The organism is Motiliproteus sp. MSK22-1 (assembly GCF_001968815.1).
Taxonomy (GTDB): Bacteria; Pseudomonadota; Gammaproteobacteria; order Pseudomonadales; family Balneatricaceae; genus Motiliproteus.
In genome coordinates, this window is sequence record NZ_MIEQ01000096.1 from 157,512 (window position 1) to 172,952 (window position 15,441).

The 15,441-nt window shown below is 46.0% G+C and carries 14 protein-coding genes; 1 reads left to right on the top strand and 13 read right to left on the bottom strand.

The annotated features are described in order from the left end of the window. Nucleotides 1-6: 6 nt before the first annotated feature. The 11 genes from sctR to BGP75_RS24465 all read right to left on the bottom strand — a co-directional run bounded on the left by sctR (nt 7) and on the right by BGP75_RS24465 (nt 11,041). Nucleotides 7-660, bottom strand: coding sequence for a type III secretion system export apparatus subunit SctR (gene sctR, locus BGP75_RS24415; RefSeq protein WP_076721519.1), 654 nt, complete (start codon nt 658-660; stop codon nt 7-9). Continuing rightward, nucleotides 660-1,856 (bottom strand): FliM/FliN family flagellar motor switch protein, encoded by a 1,197-nt coding sequence (locus tag BGP75_RS24420; protein ID WP_158070171.1) that lies wholly within the window; start codon nt 1,854-1,856, stop codon nt 660-662. Before BGP75_RS24420 ends, sctR begins: the two co-directional genes overlap by 1 nt. After that, nucleotides 1,849-2,364 (bottom strand): type III secretion system HrpP C-terminal domain-containing protein, encoded by a 516-nt coding sequence (locus BGP75_RS24425; RefSeq protein ID WP_076721521.1) that lies wholly within the window; start codon nt 2,362-2,364, stop codon nt 1,849-1,851. Before BGP75_RS24425 ends, BGP75_RS24420 begins: the two co-directional genes overlap by 8 nt. Further along, complete coding sequence (locus BGP75_RS24430) at nt 2,361-2,834, bottom strand: hypothetical protein (protein ID WP_076721522.1); 474 nt, start codon at nt 2,832-2,834, stop codon at nt 2,361-2,363. The genes BGP75_RS24425 and BGP75_RS24430 overlap by 4 nt, the downstream gene beginning before the upstream one ends. After that, the gene (locus BGP75_RS24435; protein WP_304441986.1) at nt 2,821-4,179 is read right to left on the bottom strand and encodes a FliI/YscN family ATPase; all 1,359 of its coding nucleotides are present in this window, start codon (nt 4,177-4,179) and stop codon (nt 2,821-2,823) included. The genes BGP75_RS24430 and BGP75_RS24435 overlap by 14 nt, the downstream gene beginning before the upstream one ends. Continuing rightward, the gene (locus BGP75_RS24440; RefSeq protein WP_158070172.1) at nt 4,176-5,162 is read right to left on the bottom strand and encodes an FHA domain-containing protein; all 987 of its coding nucleotides are present in this window, start codon (nt 5,160-5,162) and stop codon (nt 4,176-4,178) included. Before BGP75_RS24440 ends, BGP75_RS24435 begins: the two co-directional genes overlap by 4 nt. A 16-nt stretch (nt 5,163-5,178) precedes the next feature. Continuing rightward, entirely contained in the window at nt 5,179-7,371 is a 2,193-nt protein-coding gene (gene sctV / locus BGP75_RS24445; RefSeq protein ID WP_076721525.1) for a type III secretion system export apparatus subunit SctV, read from the bottom strand. After that, entirely contained in the window at nt 7,362-8,486 is a 1,125-nt protein-coding gene (sctW, locus tag BGP75_RS24450) for a type III secretion system gatekeeper subunit SctW (protein WP_076721526.1), read from the bottom strand. The genes sctV and sctW overlap by 10 nt, the downstream gene beginning before the upstream one ends. Before the next feature lie 188 nt (nt 8,487-8,674). Continuing rightward, nucleotides 8,675-9,613, bottom strand: coding sequence for a sigma 54-interacting transcriptional regulator (locus tag BGP75_RS24455; RefSeq protein WP_083705034.1), 939 nt, complete (start codon nt 9,611-9,613; stop codon nt 8,675-8,677). Nucleotides 9,614-10,277: 664 nt separating this feature from the next. Beyond that, on the bottom strand, nt 10,278-10,418 hold the full coding sequence (locus BGP75_RS27855) for a hexameric tyrosine-coordinated heme protein (RefSeq protein ID WP_083705078.1): 141 nt from the start codon (nt 10,416-10,418) through the stop codon (nt 10,278-10,280). 185 nt (nt 10,419-10,603) lie between these two features. Further along, nucleotides 10,604-11,041 (bottom strand): Lrp/AsnC family transcriptional regulator, encoded by a 438-nt coding sequence (locus BGP75_RS24465; RefSeq protein ID WP_076721527.1) that lies wholly within the window; start codon nt 11,039-11,041, stop codon nt 10,604-10,606. Between the two features lie 928 nt (nt 11,042-11,969). Between BGP75_RS24465 and BGP75_RS24470 the strand changes: the two genes are divergently transcribed. After that, entirely contained in the window at nt 11,970-12,986 is a 1,017-nt protein-coding gene (locus BGP75_RS24470) for a transglycosylase SLT domain-containing protein (protein WP_076721528.1), read from the top strand. A gap of 15 nt (nt 12,987-13,001) precedes the next feature. On the opposite strand, the gene BGP75_RS24475 is transcribed toward BGP75_RS24470, so the two are convergent. Continuing rightward, nucleotides 13,002-13,934: a sigma 54-interacting transcriptional regulator gene (locus BGP75_RS24475; protein WP_083705036.1), complete on the bottom strand. Its 933-nt coding sequence runs from the start codon at nt 13,932-13,934 to the stop codon at nt 13,002-13,004. A gap of 87 nt (nt 13,935-14,021) precedes the next feature. Continuing rightward, on the bottom strand, nt 14,022-15,395 hold the full coding sequence (locus BGP75_RS24480; protein WP_076721530.1) for an ATP-binding protein: 1,374 nt from the start codon (nt 15,393-15,395) through the stop codon (nt 14,022-14,024). Nucleotides 15,396-15,441 lie beyond the last annotated feature (46 nt).

Consider the following 15,441-nt stretch of genomic DNA (forward strand, 5'->3'; position numbering starts at 1 on the left):
GGTCACCTATATATAGCTGAATATCAGTCCGTCCAGAAGCCGTGTCCAACCATCGACCATCACGAAAAGTAATATTTTTAATGGTAGTGATACGGTCATAGGGGCGACCATCTGCATACCCAGTGCCAGTAATATATTGCTTACGATCAGGTCGATAACAATAAAGGGAATGTATATCAAAAAGCCTATTTCAAACCCCGCCTGCATTTCGGAAATAACAAATGCCGGAATCGCAATTAGAGGATTGTCCGCCAGGGCATCATCTTTCATCTCTTCCGGCCATAGCTTTTTCGCATTGGCTACAAAGCGATCGCTGATGCCTGCATGAGTATTGGAGGACATGAATTCAGTCAACGGTTCAGCAACGGTGGTTAAGCTTTCCTGGACTTTCTCAAAAGAACTTAAATCAATGGCCTGTTCTTTTATCTGAGCACTCATGTCTTTAAACACCGGGGCCATAACAAAAAGAGTGGCTGCCAAAGCGATGCCGTAAACTGCCATGTTGGGGGGGACCTGCTGGACACCGATTGCGTTTCTGGCAATGATTAAAACCATTGCGATCTTTAGAAATGCCGTTGTGATCATGAGCAGTATTGGAATGAGTGCAAGCCCGCCAAGAAACAGGGCAAACATCATCGGATCGACATTACCAAAACTCATTAATTTAGCTCTACTGAGGTAATCTGCAGACCCAGTCGACCTTCGATATCCACCAATTCACCACGGGCAACCGTTTGTCCTTCGTAGCGTAAAAGAGCTTGTCCTGGAGTGGTTCCTGCAACGGTAAGCAGGGAGCCTACCGCCAGTTTTTGCAGGTCGGCAACGGTCAGGGAAAGCTGTCCGGATTCAACTGTCAGGTTGAGAGGCAGGCTACCAAAAGCTTTTTGCATTCCAAGCTGGTTGGCCTCTCCGGGCGTTTCTTCATGGTTTAGCCTATCCCTTGCATGGCTCGAATTTTCTTCAGCGTCGACCCGGTAACTTTGTTGTTGAGAAGGTTCGTCATAGCTGTTTTGTGAAGAATCGCCGTCATATTCTGAAGATTCCCGTGCTAAACGAGACTCTATATCCTCATCGGTTGGGTTGATGTCGTAATCATTCAGAATATCATTCATGGTAACATCCTCTATTGAGGTAACTTTATAAAGACTTTGGTGATCAATACCGGCCCAATCCAGCATGATGCGCAGCTTTCCGATCTCAAACAGGCCTTTTCCTGTGGTGGAAAACAGAGCCGTTTGGGGGACAACAACATCGCCGGGCTGTAATTGCTGACAAGACTGATAGGGCAACGAAAGCTGCCCGAGCAGCAGTGGTAGTTTGACGACAAAATGGTCAGGTAAATTGGATCTGACAGGTTTCCAGTTACCTTTGGTTAACAGGTTATTGAGGGTCGTCGCAGGGATAACAGCAGCACCGTTAGCCCTCAGTGTCCCTGTCTGAACTTCCCAGTCGATAATGATGCCGCTGTTGAGCTCCTGCAGTGAGTGGCTGGCCTCGTCGTGCTGTGGTTTGATGGGGATCAACTCACCTAGCATAGTGCTGATTTCCGGGGCTAACTGCTTTGAAGCCAGGGTCCAGTAGAGTTCAGGTGTGTCTTCCGTAAGATCAGGGCAGCCATCGGGTGTGATTAAAGGGGTATCTGTCAGTAGCCGCAGTAACTTGGAAGGTTCACTGATTCCGATCGCTCCTGATGAGCTTAAAAGCGGGGTGACCCTGGGTAACAAGTTGCTTGAGGGACGATGCGAAAATGTTATTGATCCTGGCTGAGGGTTTCCGCTAAATTCTAATCGATGACCGGCTCCCAGACGCTTTCGAACGTTTGCCTCGATTGCGCTAACCCTTCGCAGCTCAATCATCTGCCCAGCCATCTTCATTATGTTCGGCTTCGATTTGGCCTTTTGTTTCAATGTGAAGTATGACCGGATCACCCAGGGAATCTGTAAGCCGGTCCGTTAATCGATTTCGAGCTTTATTAAGAGCCGTGATGCTTTCCGCTGTTTTTGCACCGAGTCGTAACGACCATCCGATGTCAGCACTGTATCTGGCTCCCAGTAGTATTTCCCCCAGTTTAGGCATGAACAGTGTTACCTTCGTCAGGTTGCCATTCATGGGAGGTAAGGCTGATATGATCTTTTCGATAAACTCTGACCATTGAACGGGTTGTAGCTGAAACTTAAAACCTGCCGGGTATTCTGATTTGTCACTGAGCGGAGGTGCCTGGAATGTCGCAGTGAAGATAGCTGAATTCTGGGCGATCTGATCATCTTCCGCCCCCGTTTTGGGTTTGTAAGCCTTTTCAATCAACCTGGGTGATGGTTCCCTGCTTAGTTGGCTATCTTGACTGCTGGATACTTTATTGCTCATAGTGTTAGGGACTCTACGTAATCCTGCATAAAGGCAAGTCGCTGAACGGCTACATCAGCACGATTGCGAGTGTGGCGAGAGCTTTCGACTTCAGTTGTCTGCTGATTTCGTTGCTGTTGCAGTTGAAGGCACTTTTCCTGCTCGTTTTCCACTTGCTTCGTTAAACGACGTTCAGCTGCAGCCCAGGATTGAAGGTCTTTAATATTCATTCGAGTTTTGAGGTTGTTCTGAAGAATTTCCTCTCGTTCTGTTTTGATATCCTGATGCAGCTTGACTAAGGCCATCTGAGCCATTTTTTCCTGATCAATGGTGCTGTCTAGTTGCTGTTTTGCTTTACGTAGTTCTCTATCGGATCTATCCAGTCGGTGCTGTCTTAACGGGGCTAATATCGACAGCTGTTTACGCAGGTTCTCATGACTGGGATCACAGACTTCGGGCATTTCGATTATTCTATGCTTAGGCCGCTTCATAATTGAGTACCTCCGCCATTTGACTTAATGAATCTTCAAGATCGGTTGGGTCCCGTTGACCCTGTTGTAAAAAATGCATCAGGTGTGGGTGTAGCGCGACTGCCTGATCGGTGAGTGGGTCATTACCGGGTTGGTATTCCCCTAACTTGATTAGCATTTCAACATCTTTATAGGCAGATAAAAGCTGACGGAAGCGTGTTGCCAGCTGTGTGTGTCCCGTGGTTACCACATTTACCATCGTTCGACTAAGGCTGCTTTGTACATCTATCGCAGGATAGTGGCCTTGTTCTGCAAGTTTGCGAGCCAGAATGATATGTCCGTCCAATAATGACCGCGCTTCATCTGCAATCGGGTCGCTCATGGAATCCTGTTCGATCAGCAGGGTATATACAGCGGTAATCACTCCGGTTTCACTTCTTCCTGCGCGCTCTATCAGCCGTGGGAGTAGGGTATAAACCGATGGCGGAAATCCGCCCCGTCCGGGGGGCTCTCCGGCGGCAAGGCCTATTTCCCGTTGGGCGCGTGCCAGCCGAGTCAGAGAATCTATTAGCAGGATGACTCGCTTTCCTGATTCTCTAAAGCCTTCTGCGATGGCTGTTGCGGTAAATGCTGCTCGGGCTCGCTCCATGCTGCTGCGGTCTGATGTAGCGCAGACCAGAACTGATTTACTCCTGAGTTCATCGTCCAGTTCATGATCCAAAAACTCTCTCAGTTCTCTCCCTCGCTCTCCTATAAGTCCAAACACGATGGCGTCGCAGTCTGCACCTCTGGCGAGTTCTGCTATCAGCGTTGTTTTTCCACAACCGGCCCCGGCAAATACACCGACTCGTTGTCCCTCTCCAAGGGTAATCATTGAATCAATTGCTTTGACCCCGGTCTCAATCGGGTCTGTAATACGAGGGCGCTCTGTTGGCGGGATTCCATCCCGGATAACCGGGACTGCATTGGGATTGGTGGGATCAGTGGTGAAGGCTCCGGTGCCACCGGACAAGGGGCGGCCGAACCCATCCAATACCTGGCCAAAGAGATTATCTGAAACGCAAATCTGATGTGGGTGGTAGAGAGGGTATATTTTTGCCCCTGCGGCAATTCCTTCTAACCCTCCAAGTGCAGCAACCATGGTCGCTGTCTTGTTAAAGCCGACGACTTCCGCCAGAACATAATCTTTTTCGTTCAGTGCGATTTTGCAGATATCGCCGACGCGAGAATAGGGCAGGGAGCACTCAATCATGGTTCCCTGCACTTCACTGACAACACCAGTAATGGATACTGGCTGAAAATTATCTATTGCACGACTAAGATCGGCGTACCAGTGTTCAATTCGTTCTTGTTGTTCGGTAATCACCAGGTCACCTCTATATTCTGCTTTCCTCCAAATTCAATACGATTTGAACTGATGCTCAGTAAACGAACCCCATCGAGTTCATCTCCAACAAACAACCGCTGTCCTTTGCTGGTCACAATGTGACTCATGGAACCGGATGTTATCTGGACGATACGAAAGGGCAGCTCATGGGTTTTAATGGATACGGCGTCAATGACGGTGGTAGAGGTGTTATGTTCCTTATTAAAGCGCCTCAGCATTCGCTGGATACGCTCTTTTGAGGGCTTATCAACCTCGCCTTGTAAACTCACAGTGGTCCCTGAAATATGGACACTAACCTCTGTTATTTCCCGCTGCTGCAGCATTCCATCCAGTACAGTTTTGACCTGAGCTGTACCTTCCAGGTAGTTTCGAACCCGCAATCCCGGGTTAGTTATTTTTTCCAGTTTCTGAAGCTGTGAAGTGTCTTTTGCGACACTCAGTGCCCAGGCACTGGTTGTGACGATTGCCGCGACTAATGCTGCCAGTCCGAGCATCATCGGACGTCGTTTTTTTTCATCACTTTTTGTAAGTGATGCTGTTGTGTAAAGGGTTGGTATTTCTGCCGACTCAGGTTGGGGGGTAAAAGGACCGGAGGCTGGAGAGTGGCTGGGCCGAGCTGGTAAAGCATAAGCAGCTTCACTCAGTTCTTGTCCCTGCATCTCCTCCCAGGCTAATTCGGCACTACAGATTGTGAGCCACACTCCGGCCAGCTGGAAAGGGGAATTCGTTGCAACCATCTGGGTTTCGTCTAGCAGATGCCCGTCACGATCTTTTACAGATCCCTGCAGATCCTTGAAAAGCCAGTTTTCTCCTTCTTGAAAAAGAGTCAGATGAGTGCTTTTGACTCCAGGGTCGAAGAGTGACAGGTCGCAATCTTCAGAGGCACCGATCAGCCATTGATTGCCAATGAGTGGTAGTGATGCACTCTGATGTAACCCTGTCAGCACTCTCAGTTCAAACATGTTTCGCCCCCCTAAATCAGCCAGTTTCATCTAAGTGGTACTGTGGCGTTTGGGGTTCCATCTCAATGCGTCCTAATACCTCAACTTGAGTTGTCGACATGAGTTCCGAGAAGGAAAATACCGGTACATGGTGAAAGTCTTCTTCAAGCAGGCTGCGTAAAAACCGTCGTAAGTCCTGAGCAACGATAAGGACCGGGGCGGGTTGTACAAAGGCACTGAAAGCAGAACGGAGTTGTGCCATCAGGGATTCACTGGCATCAGTATCAAGTGCTAAAAAGGCACCATTCTGAGTTTCTCTGACGGCATCTCGTAAGATCTCTTCTGTTTCCGGCGATAATAACCAGGCTTTGAGTCCCTCATCACCACCGTGCTGGTAGCAAATCTGTGCCCGTAAGGCTATTCGCACGAAATCTGTTAGTATGGCCGGATCCCTTTCATGCTGTGCATGCTCGATAAGTGCTTCCGCTATAGGTCGAAAAGTCCGAATCGAAACCCGTTCTGATGCCAAGCGCTGTAATACATTTGACAGTCGTGTAAGGGGCAGGACCCGTTGAAGTTCTTGAGCCAGTTCTGACTGATCTTTTTCTATGGATACCGTAAGAAACTTGGTTTCCTGTAAACCTATAAATTGCGGACCGGTGGCAAATAAAAGCCGTTCTAATCGTTCTACAATGTATTCTATTGCCGTTTTATTTTCGTTAACCGTTTCTGTATCACCGGCTGTATCTGCTGGGGCGGCTGGCTCTGGATGAGCTATAGCGGGATCAAATTTATTCGGGTTTTTATTGGTAGCGTCTGCTTGGGCCTCAGCTAGCCAAACCCATTCTTCTTCACCCCATTCTGCTCTTCCTGGAATTTGGGAATCAGCTTCTGATAAGGTTACAGAATGTGCTGGAACAACCCGATGATTTGGGTGATAGCTAACTCGAAGGTGCGGAACTTCGTGGACGCAAAATCTAAATTCTCCTTTCACAAGCTTTTCACTGTATTCGATAAAAAACCAAGGTAGTGTCAAGCCGTATTGTGCTACTAATTGGTTGCGCTTTCGTCTGATATCTTGAATTAATGCTTCAGTTTCCGGATGGTTTTCAGCACTTTTATCAAATTGTAAAAGGTAAGGTCGGGAGGGTAAAAAGGTTCGAAGATCTTCAGCGCCATTATCTTCGGGTTCAATATGTTCAACGTTTTTCTCTTTTTCTGCTTTTTCCGCGTCAGTTTTTAAACGCCATATCCTGAAGCTCCCGATTGCAGCAGTGACAGCACTGAGGGTAATGAAAACAGCCGTTGGCATGCCCGGGACAACGGCAAATCCAAGCATTGCAATTGCTGCGACAAGCCAGGCTTTGGGTTGACTAAGAAGCTGCTCACTAATTTCTCGTCCCACGTTGGCATCTTCCGGACTCCCGCTTGAGGATACACGGGTAATCATCAAGCCAGCTGTAATTGAGATCAACAATGCCGGGATTTGCGCGATCAGGCCATCACCAATGGTCAATACAGAATATACATGGGTAGCCTCTGAAGCGTCCATCTCAAGCTGAAAGACACCAATGGATATGCCACCAAGAAGATTGACAATTACGATGATCAGTCCGGCAATGGCATCACCTTTAACGAACTTCATGGCGCCATCCATCGCACCGAAGAGTTGGCTTTCCTTGCCGAGCAGTTCTCGTCTCATGACGGCGGTGAGTGGATCAATAACACCGGCTCTTAAATCAGCGTCAATGGACATCTGTTTACCGGGCATTGCATCCAGGGTGAAACGTGCCGAAACTTCGGCTACCCGTTCTGAGCCTTTTGCAATCACCAGAAACTGTGCAATGGTGATAATGAGAAATATGACTAATCCGACCGCAAGATTGCCACCGACTACAAAATTCCCGAAAGCTTCTACAATGTGACCGGCATCCTGTTCAAGCAGAATTAGGCGAGTCGTTGAAATAGACAGGGAAAGCCGGAATAGGGTGGTTAACAGCAGGATTGTTGGAAATGTAGAAAAAGCGAGTGGTCCTGGGAGATACATGACCAAAACGACGAGTAGCGATGAAATACAAATATTAACGGCAATCAGTGAATCAACAAGAACGGTGGGTAAGGGCAGTATCAGCATGAATACGGTGGAGACAACCATCAATGCAATGGCAACTTCGGTATGCTTGGCTGCTGATTCCGCTACTCGGGTAGTCCAGTTAATAACTACTTCCATAGTGCTGACCCGTGGTGTCCCAAACTGGCATTTTTAACAGGACTGGGTATCTCCTTAGCGGTCTCGTCATCCATGTAACGAAGCATTGATGTAATAGCAGAGCTGCGATGCTTCGTGTCTGCCCACAATGCGATGGGTAATCGTTTAATTACCGGTAGTAGAGCATTCATAAAAAGTAATCGGTCTGGTCGTTTTTGACCGACGGTGTCTTCATTGAGTCTTCTCAGTTCTCCTATGTAAAGCTGGCTTGTTGTCATGGCAATGATGCGACGCGTTAATTCAAGAGGAGTCATCTGTTGGAGCATGACTTTTTTTCTCATACGCTCAAGTAGATGCCTGGATTCCGTCACGACTCCGGCAAGTTTTTGGGACATGCCCAAATCACTGACAAGTGCTTGTAATTGAGGGGTGCTGTTAATGGAAGGTTGTGCAGATTTGAGATCATCTGCGAGAGCTCGTTGCATGGTACGTAAACCCGCCATCAGGCCATCTTCACCGAGAAGGTCTACCAGGCTTGCACATAAATTGGATAGAGATCGCTTTTTGATAATTGATTTGTAATAAACGTTTCTTAATTGCTGCAAAAGGGATGGGTCTTGGGTGTATTTTATTAACGCTTTCGCGGTATTGAGCCCACCATTGATTTGAGGGCCGTATTCCCTGATTAGATTCTTTTCACATTCGACCATTCGTTGTTTATCGTCTGGCCGCCCCTCTTGAGATGCCAGCTTCTGGCCATGTTGAAGAACCAATGCTGCACGGGCCGGATCCCCATTACAGATATCGAGTAACGCTTTTGTTCCTCCCCCGCGTGCCAGTTCCTGCTGGGCGCGTTTTGACAGTGCATCAATGGCTTGTGGTCTGCTACCATCAAGCAATTGCATCCACTTCTTGGCTTCTTCTACTCTCCGGTTACTGTTACTACTTATTCTTTCTTTCAGTGACTTGCCTTGCTCGGCTTTGCTACTGAATTGCATTGCTAATTCTTCTGATGCGTCGGTAAATGACGGGAGACTGGGAGCGTTAGTCTGGCTGATTTGATTCGGTACGTTCAGGGGAATAGCGCCGCGCCCGATCTGGGTTGAATGAGAATCCTGAATTGAATGACTGGACATAAAAAAGTCTCTGGCGTTAACTCTGTTCTCCTGAGTGGTTTAACCTCGGTGAGAGTTCATCCAAAGATTGGATTTTTGTATGTCTGTAATGGCTGGTCTCTATCCTGTCATTGTTTCCCCTCGGCTCGTATTCGGCCAAGGGCCATTCGCGATCTGAAGGTCAGTACGCAAAAATTCATTCAAAATGGTTATTTTGATGGTATGCCCAGTTGCTTCATACGGTGGTAGAGCGTTCGCTTGGGTATATCCAATTCGCTGGCGACCTCATCCAAACGGCCATTATGGTGCTGCATGACTTCTGTTATTAGTATGCGTTCAAGTTCATGCATGCTGTGACGCAGTGACCGTTTATCAGCGTTGCTAACTCTGTTTGTGGCAGATAAGTTTTTGGCAGATAAATAGGGGATAAGCGAAATTCCCAGTACAAATCGACTGGCAGCCCCTTTGAGTTCGCGAATATTACCCGGCCAGCTATGAGACAGTAATTGTTGGTACAGTTCCGGCGTGTATGCGGGGACCTTACGCTGGAGCTGTTCGGATGCGTCCTCCACAAATTGGCGAAACATATGGGCTATACTCTCTGGACGAGATCGTAATGTGGGTAACTGTATTGTTATGGTGCTTAACCGAAAGTGAAGATCTTGACGAAACAGCTTTTTTTCGACCAGCTCTGCCAATGGAGTTTTTGTTGAAACAATAATTCTTACGTTCACCGGTACAAATGCAGTTGAGCCTAACCTTTCAACCCCTCTTGATTCGACCACACGTAATAGTTTGGCTTGTAAGCTGATTGGCATACTGTCTATTTCATCAAGGTAAAGAGTTCCTTCATTGGCCGTTTCGATATATCCGGCGCGAGAGTGTTGTGCACCAGTATATGCGCCTGCAGTGACGCCAAACAGTTCGCTTTCCGCTAATGTCTCTGGTAACGCCGCACAGTTTACTGCAACAAATGAACCTTGACGACGAGAGATACGATGTATAGTCCTGGCCAGATAATCTTTGCCAACACCTGTCTCACCTTCTATGACTACATCGATTGGTAATGGTGATACTTTATCTATGAGCTGGCGTAAATCTGTATCTTTTCTAAGATCTTTGTGTTTATCGAGCTGTGTTCTGTCCATGAGTACTCTGATTTATTGACCTAAAAATCTGTTGAATAAAGTCCATACAAACAACAGGTTGACATCACCAGGTTTAAGGAACCGGTGAATAAATCCATCAAATTTAATATGGTTTCCAGAATGGAATGGATGCATGAAAGGCAGCGCACCGGAATGACGAACCCTTTCCAAGCTTTCGTTGATAGCCGTAACATTTGCAAGTTGCTGTTTATGCGGGCTGATTTGTAGATATCTCACATCAAGGATTTCAACTGGATACACTGATTTGATTATAGATAGTCATTTCGATTTAGTCTTTGTTCATTTGAATGAATATCAACGGACCGGATAATAGGTTCCTTAGCTTTAAGAAAAGATATTTCAGCGAACGGGTATGTCGCATATCCTTAAAAAAGCGTCTCATTTTAGCTAGTATTGATAGAGTGCCTATTATCATCGAGTCCAGGATATCTTATCAATATGCCAGTTAGGCTATAAAATCCGGTATATGCCCTAAAAGACTATACTGCATAGTCGAAATAGCTATTACCTGTCAGTTTGGCATATCCACTTATTTTTGCTGATTTTCTGGAATAGCTATTGTTGATTTGTTTTTTAGGTTTTAGACAGGAAGGTTTTTAATCTAAAACTGTTTTTAGTTAAAGAATATAATCCTGATTTTTTATTAATTACAGTAATTATTGGCGGAAGAGATTGTCTGGAAACTGAGGGCAATTACCGGAGATGATGCTATTAAGCTGGCAAGGTCTTCAGAATAAACTGGACGTAACCTCTTCCTGATTTCATCAGCAGGCTGATGCCTTATCGTGCTTTGTCACAAAATCTTGAATTGGTTTTAACGGGATGAAGCTGGGTGATGATGCTGCCGGCCAGTAACTACCGGCTGACCGTATAAGGCTTGGTCTTGGGAAGAAGGGATGATACAGGGTAGGTTTTGTTAAAATGGCTGGGTATCTTGCTGATAAATAAAACGAAAACAGGACAGTTGAGTTATCGATCGATCGGTTTATCGAGAATAATATGGCTGTTCATTCGCGTTACTATATCCATGGTTCCAATAAAATTAATGGCATCATATAACTCCTTGATTGTCGCTGATTCCAACAGGACAAACGCATCAATGTGACCGGCAGCGATCCAGATTTTTTTTGTTGCTGTAAGATTTTTCAATCGTTGTTTGAGATCTTTGGAAGAACCTGACAATAAGCTCACAGTAGCCATTGCTTGTACGCAAGTGGGATTAATGTTCCCTACTTTAAGTGTATAGCCGGTAATAATTCCATGGCGTTCGAGTTTCTCAATTCGATGGCGAACAGCAGTACGAGACAGGTGTAGTTCTCGAGCTAACACGGCAACCGGTAACCGGGCGTCATCAGAAAGCAACGATAGCAATTTCTGGTCTTTATGATCTAATGTGTTTGAATTCATAGTGTTGTAGATCCTACTATTGAGTCCAATATATCCCCTGCAGACAGTCGAAGATTCGGTGAGGCACATTACAGACCAAATACAATCCTGTCTGACAATCACTGTTATGTTGCCTCTGGTGCCGTCCTGATTTTTTGTCCTGACCTCCTTAAAGCCTGATTTTTTCTGACTTCCTCTGAGGTTGGATATATCTACTCGCTGAACCCTTACGAGAAATAGGACCGCTCTGGCTTTATACCCACTGAACCTCCTCCTGCCTTAATTTCTCTGGCGTAGGTGGTCTTTGGTTCAGGATAGTTCCACTTTTTCACTGCATTCGTTGAGAGCCCGGGTTGAGACTTTATCAGGGTGATTTGCTATCAGCTTTTATCAATGTATGTTTTAAGTGGTGATACTTTATATTATCAGTTGTTATGACGATATTTCCATGAGGAATAAGAAAGGAGGTCATATGAGTTCTTTGGTTGCTGGGTATCAACATGAAGAGCGGATATGGAGAGTCTTTGGTTTTTAAAAATGTTCCGGGTTTGTACAGATTTACTTCGTGCAAATAGTTGCATACAAGAGTTTTGGTTTATGCGAGTTATTGCACAAACAAATATAAGCTCACAATCAATATGACGATTAATCTATATATTTCAACGGAATATATTTTTTTGGATGCTTGGCACAACTCCTGCTTAGTAAGGAAAAGAAAGAAACTAGGGAGGTGCTAAGGATGCTACCAGCAAACTCTTCAGTTCTGTAAAAGCTTTTCAGGTCAGTTCAGCTAAGAGTACTGAAGAACGTTCTCTGGGAGCAGGATAGCTTGCTTGCATAGCGCTGTCTTCCTGGCTCTGGCCTTTCTAGAGCCCGCTGAGAACGCAATGAGCTTATTTACAGAAGGCATCCTTACGGCAACTTTTCTGCGACGAAACGGAGTCTCTCAATGAAAACAATAAGCATTGATCTGTTAGCCAACCGGCTTATGGAGAAATTTCAGGATAGTTCCTTCCAGCTCAACGGTACTATTTTACTTATCGCTTTAGCAACGTCGTTTGCGGCATACGATAGTATTCGCGATGGCGACCGTTTTAGGGGCCGTTCGGGATCTGCTTCGTTTATTGAAGATGATCACTGGAGCGAGAGCAGGTATCAAAAATCAAGTGACTGGCAGACTTTTACAGAGACTGTTCGGCTAAATCATAAGGCGTGGTATCCGCAAGCAAATGACGTCATTGATTTTAAAAACAATACTATAGAGATAGGTAACAGCGTTTCATCAATCGATTCGATAACCTTTGAGGCCATCACTGGATCTGATAGTTCACAGGCAACAACTGAAATGACGACTGTGCGCCCGAGTAAGTTTTACTACAAAGTACTGGATTCAAGGTCCTACGAGCCGCAAAGAGAAGGCAAACTTAATTCAAAGGAAGTGAATACTGCAAATTCAAGCCAGTCATCTGAGATGTCAAAGTATGAGTACTACATCTCCTATTATGCAAGTATTCGGGGACTTCAACCTGAACTGATTTCAGCCGTGGTTTATGCGGAGAGCTACTTCGATTCTACAGCTATCTCGCCAGGTGGCGCATTGGGGCTTATGCAACTAATACCTGAGAGCGGAGGACGGGATGCTATGCGTTTGTCTGGTAGAGGTGATCGTATTCCAACTGATACTGAACTATTGGATCCAAAACTGAATATCGATCTGGGTACGGCTTATTTTAAACATTTAATCAAACGCTATGAGTTTGTGGAAAACCAGAAAGCAAAAGAGTATCTGGCGCTTGCTGCCTACAATTGGGGGATGGGTAATGTAAAAAACAAGCTTAGTCTGACAGCTGACATGAGTGCGAAAAATGTACTCCTCCAGTTGCAAATGGTCGCCCCCAAACAAACACAGGATTACATTAATCGTATTCGGTTAAGGGTCGATAACCTTCTGGCAAATAATGGCTGACCTAATAGTGCAGCACTACCTGGCTTGTACACCTAACAGCTTCATGCGGTGATAAAGTGTTCGCTTAGGAATTTCCAATTCATTGGTAGCGCTGTCCAGGCATCCGCCGTGGCGATCCAGAACGTTTATAATTAGTGTTCGTTCAAATTCGCGAAGGCTATGGGATAAAGACCATTTTTCATTTTTAGATGGTGTTGGCTGATCAAGCAGGGGAGGCAGTCCCAGGACCAGTCGATCTGCTGCGCCTCTGAGTTCTCTTATATTTCCCGGCCAGTCATGGGACAGCAACTGCTGGTAGAGTTTGCTGGAACAATGAGGAGGAATCAATTGCAGCCGTTCTGCTGCTTCAGCAACAAACTGCCGAAACAACGATATGATCTCTTTGGGTCGTGAACGAAGCGAAGGGAGTTTGGCTGTTATTGTGCTGAGTCTGAAGTGTAGATCCTGGCGAAACTTGCCCTCGTTAACCAGGGATTCAAGAGGAGGTTTGGTTGATACGATGATACGGACGTCAACAGGGATAAATTGTGTTGACCCAAGACGTTCGACGCCTCTTGCTTCTACCATACGTAGCAATTTAGCCTGTAGTGTTAAGGGAGTACTGTCGATTTCATCCAGATAAAGGGTGCCCTTGTCCGCCGCTTCTATGTATCCTGCCCTGGAATGTTGGGCGCCGGTATAAGCGCCGGCAGTGACTCCAAAAAATTCACTCTCTGCCAGCGTTTCGGGTACAGCAGCACAATTTACTGCGATAAATTTTCCCTTTCGCTTCGAAAGGCGATGAATCGTCCTGGCTAAAGTATCTTTTCCAGACCCTGTTTCTCCTTCCACAACCACATCAATGGGAAGTGGTGAAATTGTCTCTATAAGCTTGCGCAAGTCTGAGTTATGTCGTCCATTCCTGTAGCTGCCGTATTCTTCATGGGTTGTTATATTTTTGTCTGACATGACATCCTCCTTAATACTGCTTGCGATAACATCAAAATACCGACTAGAAGAGAGTAGTGACCAATAACTCCTCTAATGGGACTCATTTTATGCATGACCTTCTGTGTTCGGGAATCGTGGCCAGCTCAGAACCATCGCTGTCCCATTAAGAGAGCTGTCTTCAATGCTGAATTTTCCCTGATGGCGGAGCATTACCCTGTTAACAATAGCCAGGCCCAGTCCGTAACCCTTTTGCCCTGCTTTGTTTAGCCGATTAAATGGCCGAGTAAGATCCGTTCTGAATGCAGCAGGAATACCCGGGCCATCATCTTCCACGTAAATGATTACCTGTTGCTCCTGATAAAAGCTGCGCACCCTTACTAAGCTGACTGCGTATCGCCCTGCATTTTCCAATAGGTTGCGAAGTGCAATTTGAATCCAGCGGGGGTGACAATATACTTGTAAATCTGGCTCTATCTGAAATTCAACTTTCTTGTCGGAATGGAATAACCTGAACTCCTCGACTTCAGATTGGATCAGAGATCCCAGCATGGACACACTGAAGTTTGCGGATACACTCTCGTGCTGAAGCCGGTTATAGGTCAACAGTCGGTCAATGAGCAATTCGAGTTCATCGACATCTTTTATTAATCTTTGTGAAAACTGACTAACTTTCTTTGGGTCTGGTTCCGGTCCCAATAAATCTGCAGCAAATCTCAATCGGGCAATCGGGGTGCGGAGTTCATGAGGAATGGCGTTGTAGATAAAGTTCTGATCTTCGCGTATATGGGATAGCCTGGAAGACATGCAATTTAATGTCTTTCCCAGCTCGACCAAGGGGGTTGGACCGTGCTCGGCGGCCCTGGCATCGAGATTTCCGTGGGCAAGTTTCTGACAGATCTGATGCAGGTGTCTGACATAGCTCATTGGCGAGATTAACACTGCAATCACCGCGACCATTGTAAAAGATACGGTAATAGCCAATTGTATCAAGGCAACGATATTTTCTTTTTCCTCCCATTCCGTTTGAATCTGAATCTCTCTTTCAAGCAACTGATCAGGTCTTTTTCGATAGTCTACTATCAGCTCATCGACCGGAGTTGTCATAAGGTAACTATGGTTGTAACCATCCATATCAGACAAATCCAATCGTCCTTGAATACGAAGTTCCATTCGCTGCTTGGGAGTAATATCAAGATCTGCGCTATTAAAAGTGCGCAGGTCGTAGCCCAGCCCTGATCCTAAGCTAGGTAGCCACCTCAGAAGGTAGGTACTCAAAGGCTCTTTTCGAAATCCTTGTTTCCAGCTGTCAATAATCAGGTAATGGAGGATAGCGAGGCGTTGCTTTTCCTTACGCTTTTCTTCCTGGCTGACTACTTGCTCGAAACTGTTGAGCTGAGAATTACCGTAGAACTCAGCGTTTACACTTCCGATGGAAACTCCTATCACCAAGGCGATAAAGAGGCGAATTATAAAGGACATGCGTATACAGGCTCCTGCTATAGTCGACAGATGAAGGAGTCTGAAA

What these genes read in the sequence shown, in the direction of transcription:
- BGP75_RS24425 (WP_076721521.1), bottom strand. Translation starts at nt 2,364, where the DNA reads ATGAGCAATAAAGTATCCAGCAGTCAAGATAGCCAACTAAGCAGGGAA.
- BGP75_RS24470 (WP_076721528.1), top strand. Translation starts at nt 11,970, where the DNA reads ATGAAAACAATAAGCATTGATCTGTTAGCCAACCGGCTTATGGAGAAA.
- BGP75_RS24430 (WP_076721522.1), bottom strand. Translation starts at nt 2,834, where the DNA reads ATGAAGCGGCCTAAGCATAGAATAATCGAAATGCCCGAAGTCTGTGAT.
- sctR (WP_076721519.1), bottom strand. Translation starts at nt 660, where the DNA reads ATGAGTTTTGGTAATGTCGATCCGATGATGTTTGCCCTGTTTCTTGGC.
- BGP75_RS24475 (WP_083705036.1), bottom strand. Translation starts at nt 13,934, where the DNA reads ATGTCAGACAAAAATATAACAACCCATGAAGAATACGGCAGCTACAGG.
- BGP75_RS24420 (WP_158070171.1), bottom strand. Translation starts at nt 1,856, where the DNA reads ATGATTGAGCTGCGAAGGGTTAGCGCAATCGAGGCAAACGTTCGAAAG.
- BGP75_RS24455 (WP_083705034.1), bottom strand. Translation starts at nt 9,613, where the DNA reads ATGGACAGAACACAGCTCGATAAACACAAAGATCTTAGAAAAGATACA.
- BGP75_RS24440 (WP_158070172.1), bottom strand. Translation starts at nt 5,162, where the DNA reads ATGTTTGAACTGAGAGTGCTGACAGGGTTACATCAGAGTGCATCACTA.
- sctW (WP_076721526.1), bottom strand. Translation starts at nt 8,486, where the DNA reads ATGTCCAGTCATTCAATTCAGGATTCTCATTCAACCCAGATCGGGCGC.
- BGP75_RS24465 (WP_076721527.1), bottom strand. Translation starts at nt 11,041, where the DNA reads ATGAATTCAAACACATTAGATCATAAAGACCAGAAATTGCTATCGTTG.
- BGP75_RS24480 (WP_076721530.1), bottom strand. Translation starts at nt 15,395, where the DNA reads ATGTCCTTTATAATTCGCCTCTTTATCGCCTTGGTGATAGGAGTTTCC.
- sctV (WP_076721525.1), bottom strand. Translation starts at nt 7,371, where the DNA reads ATGGAAGTAGTTATTAACTGGACTACCCGAGTAGCGGAATCAGCAGCC.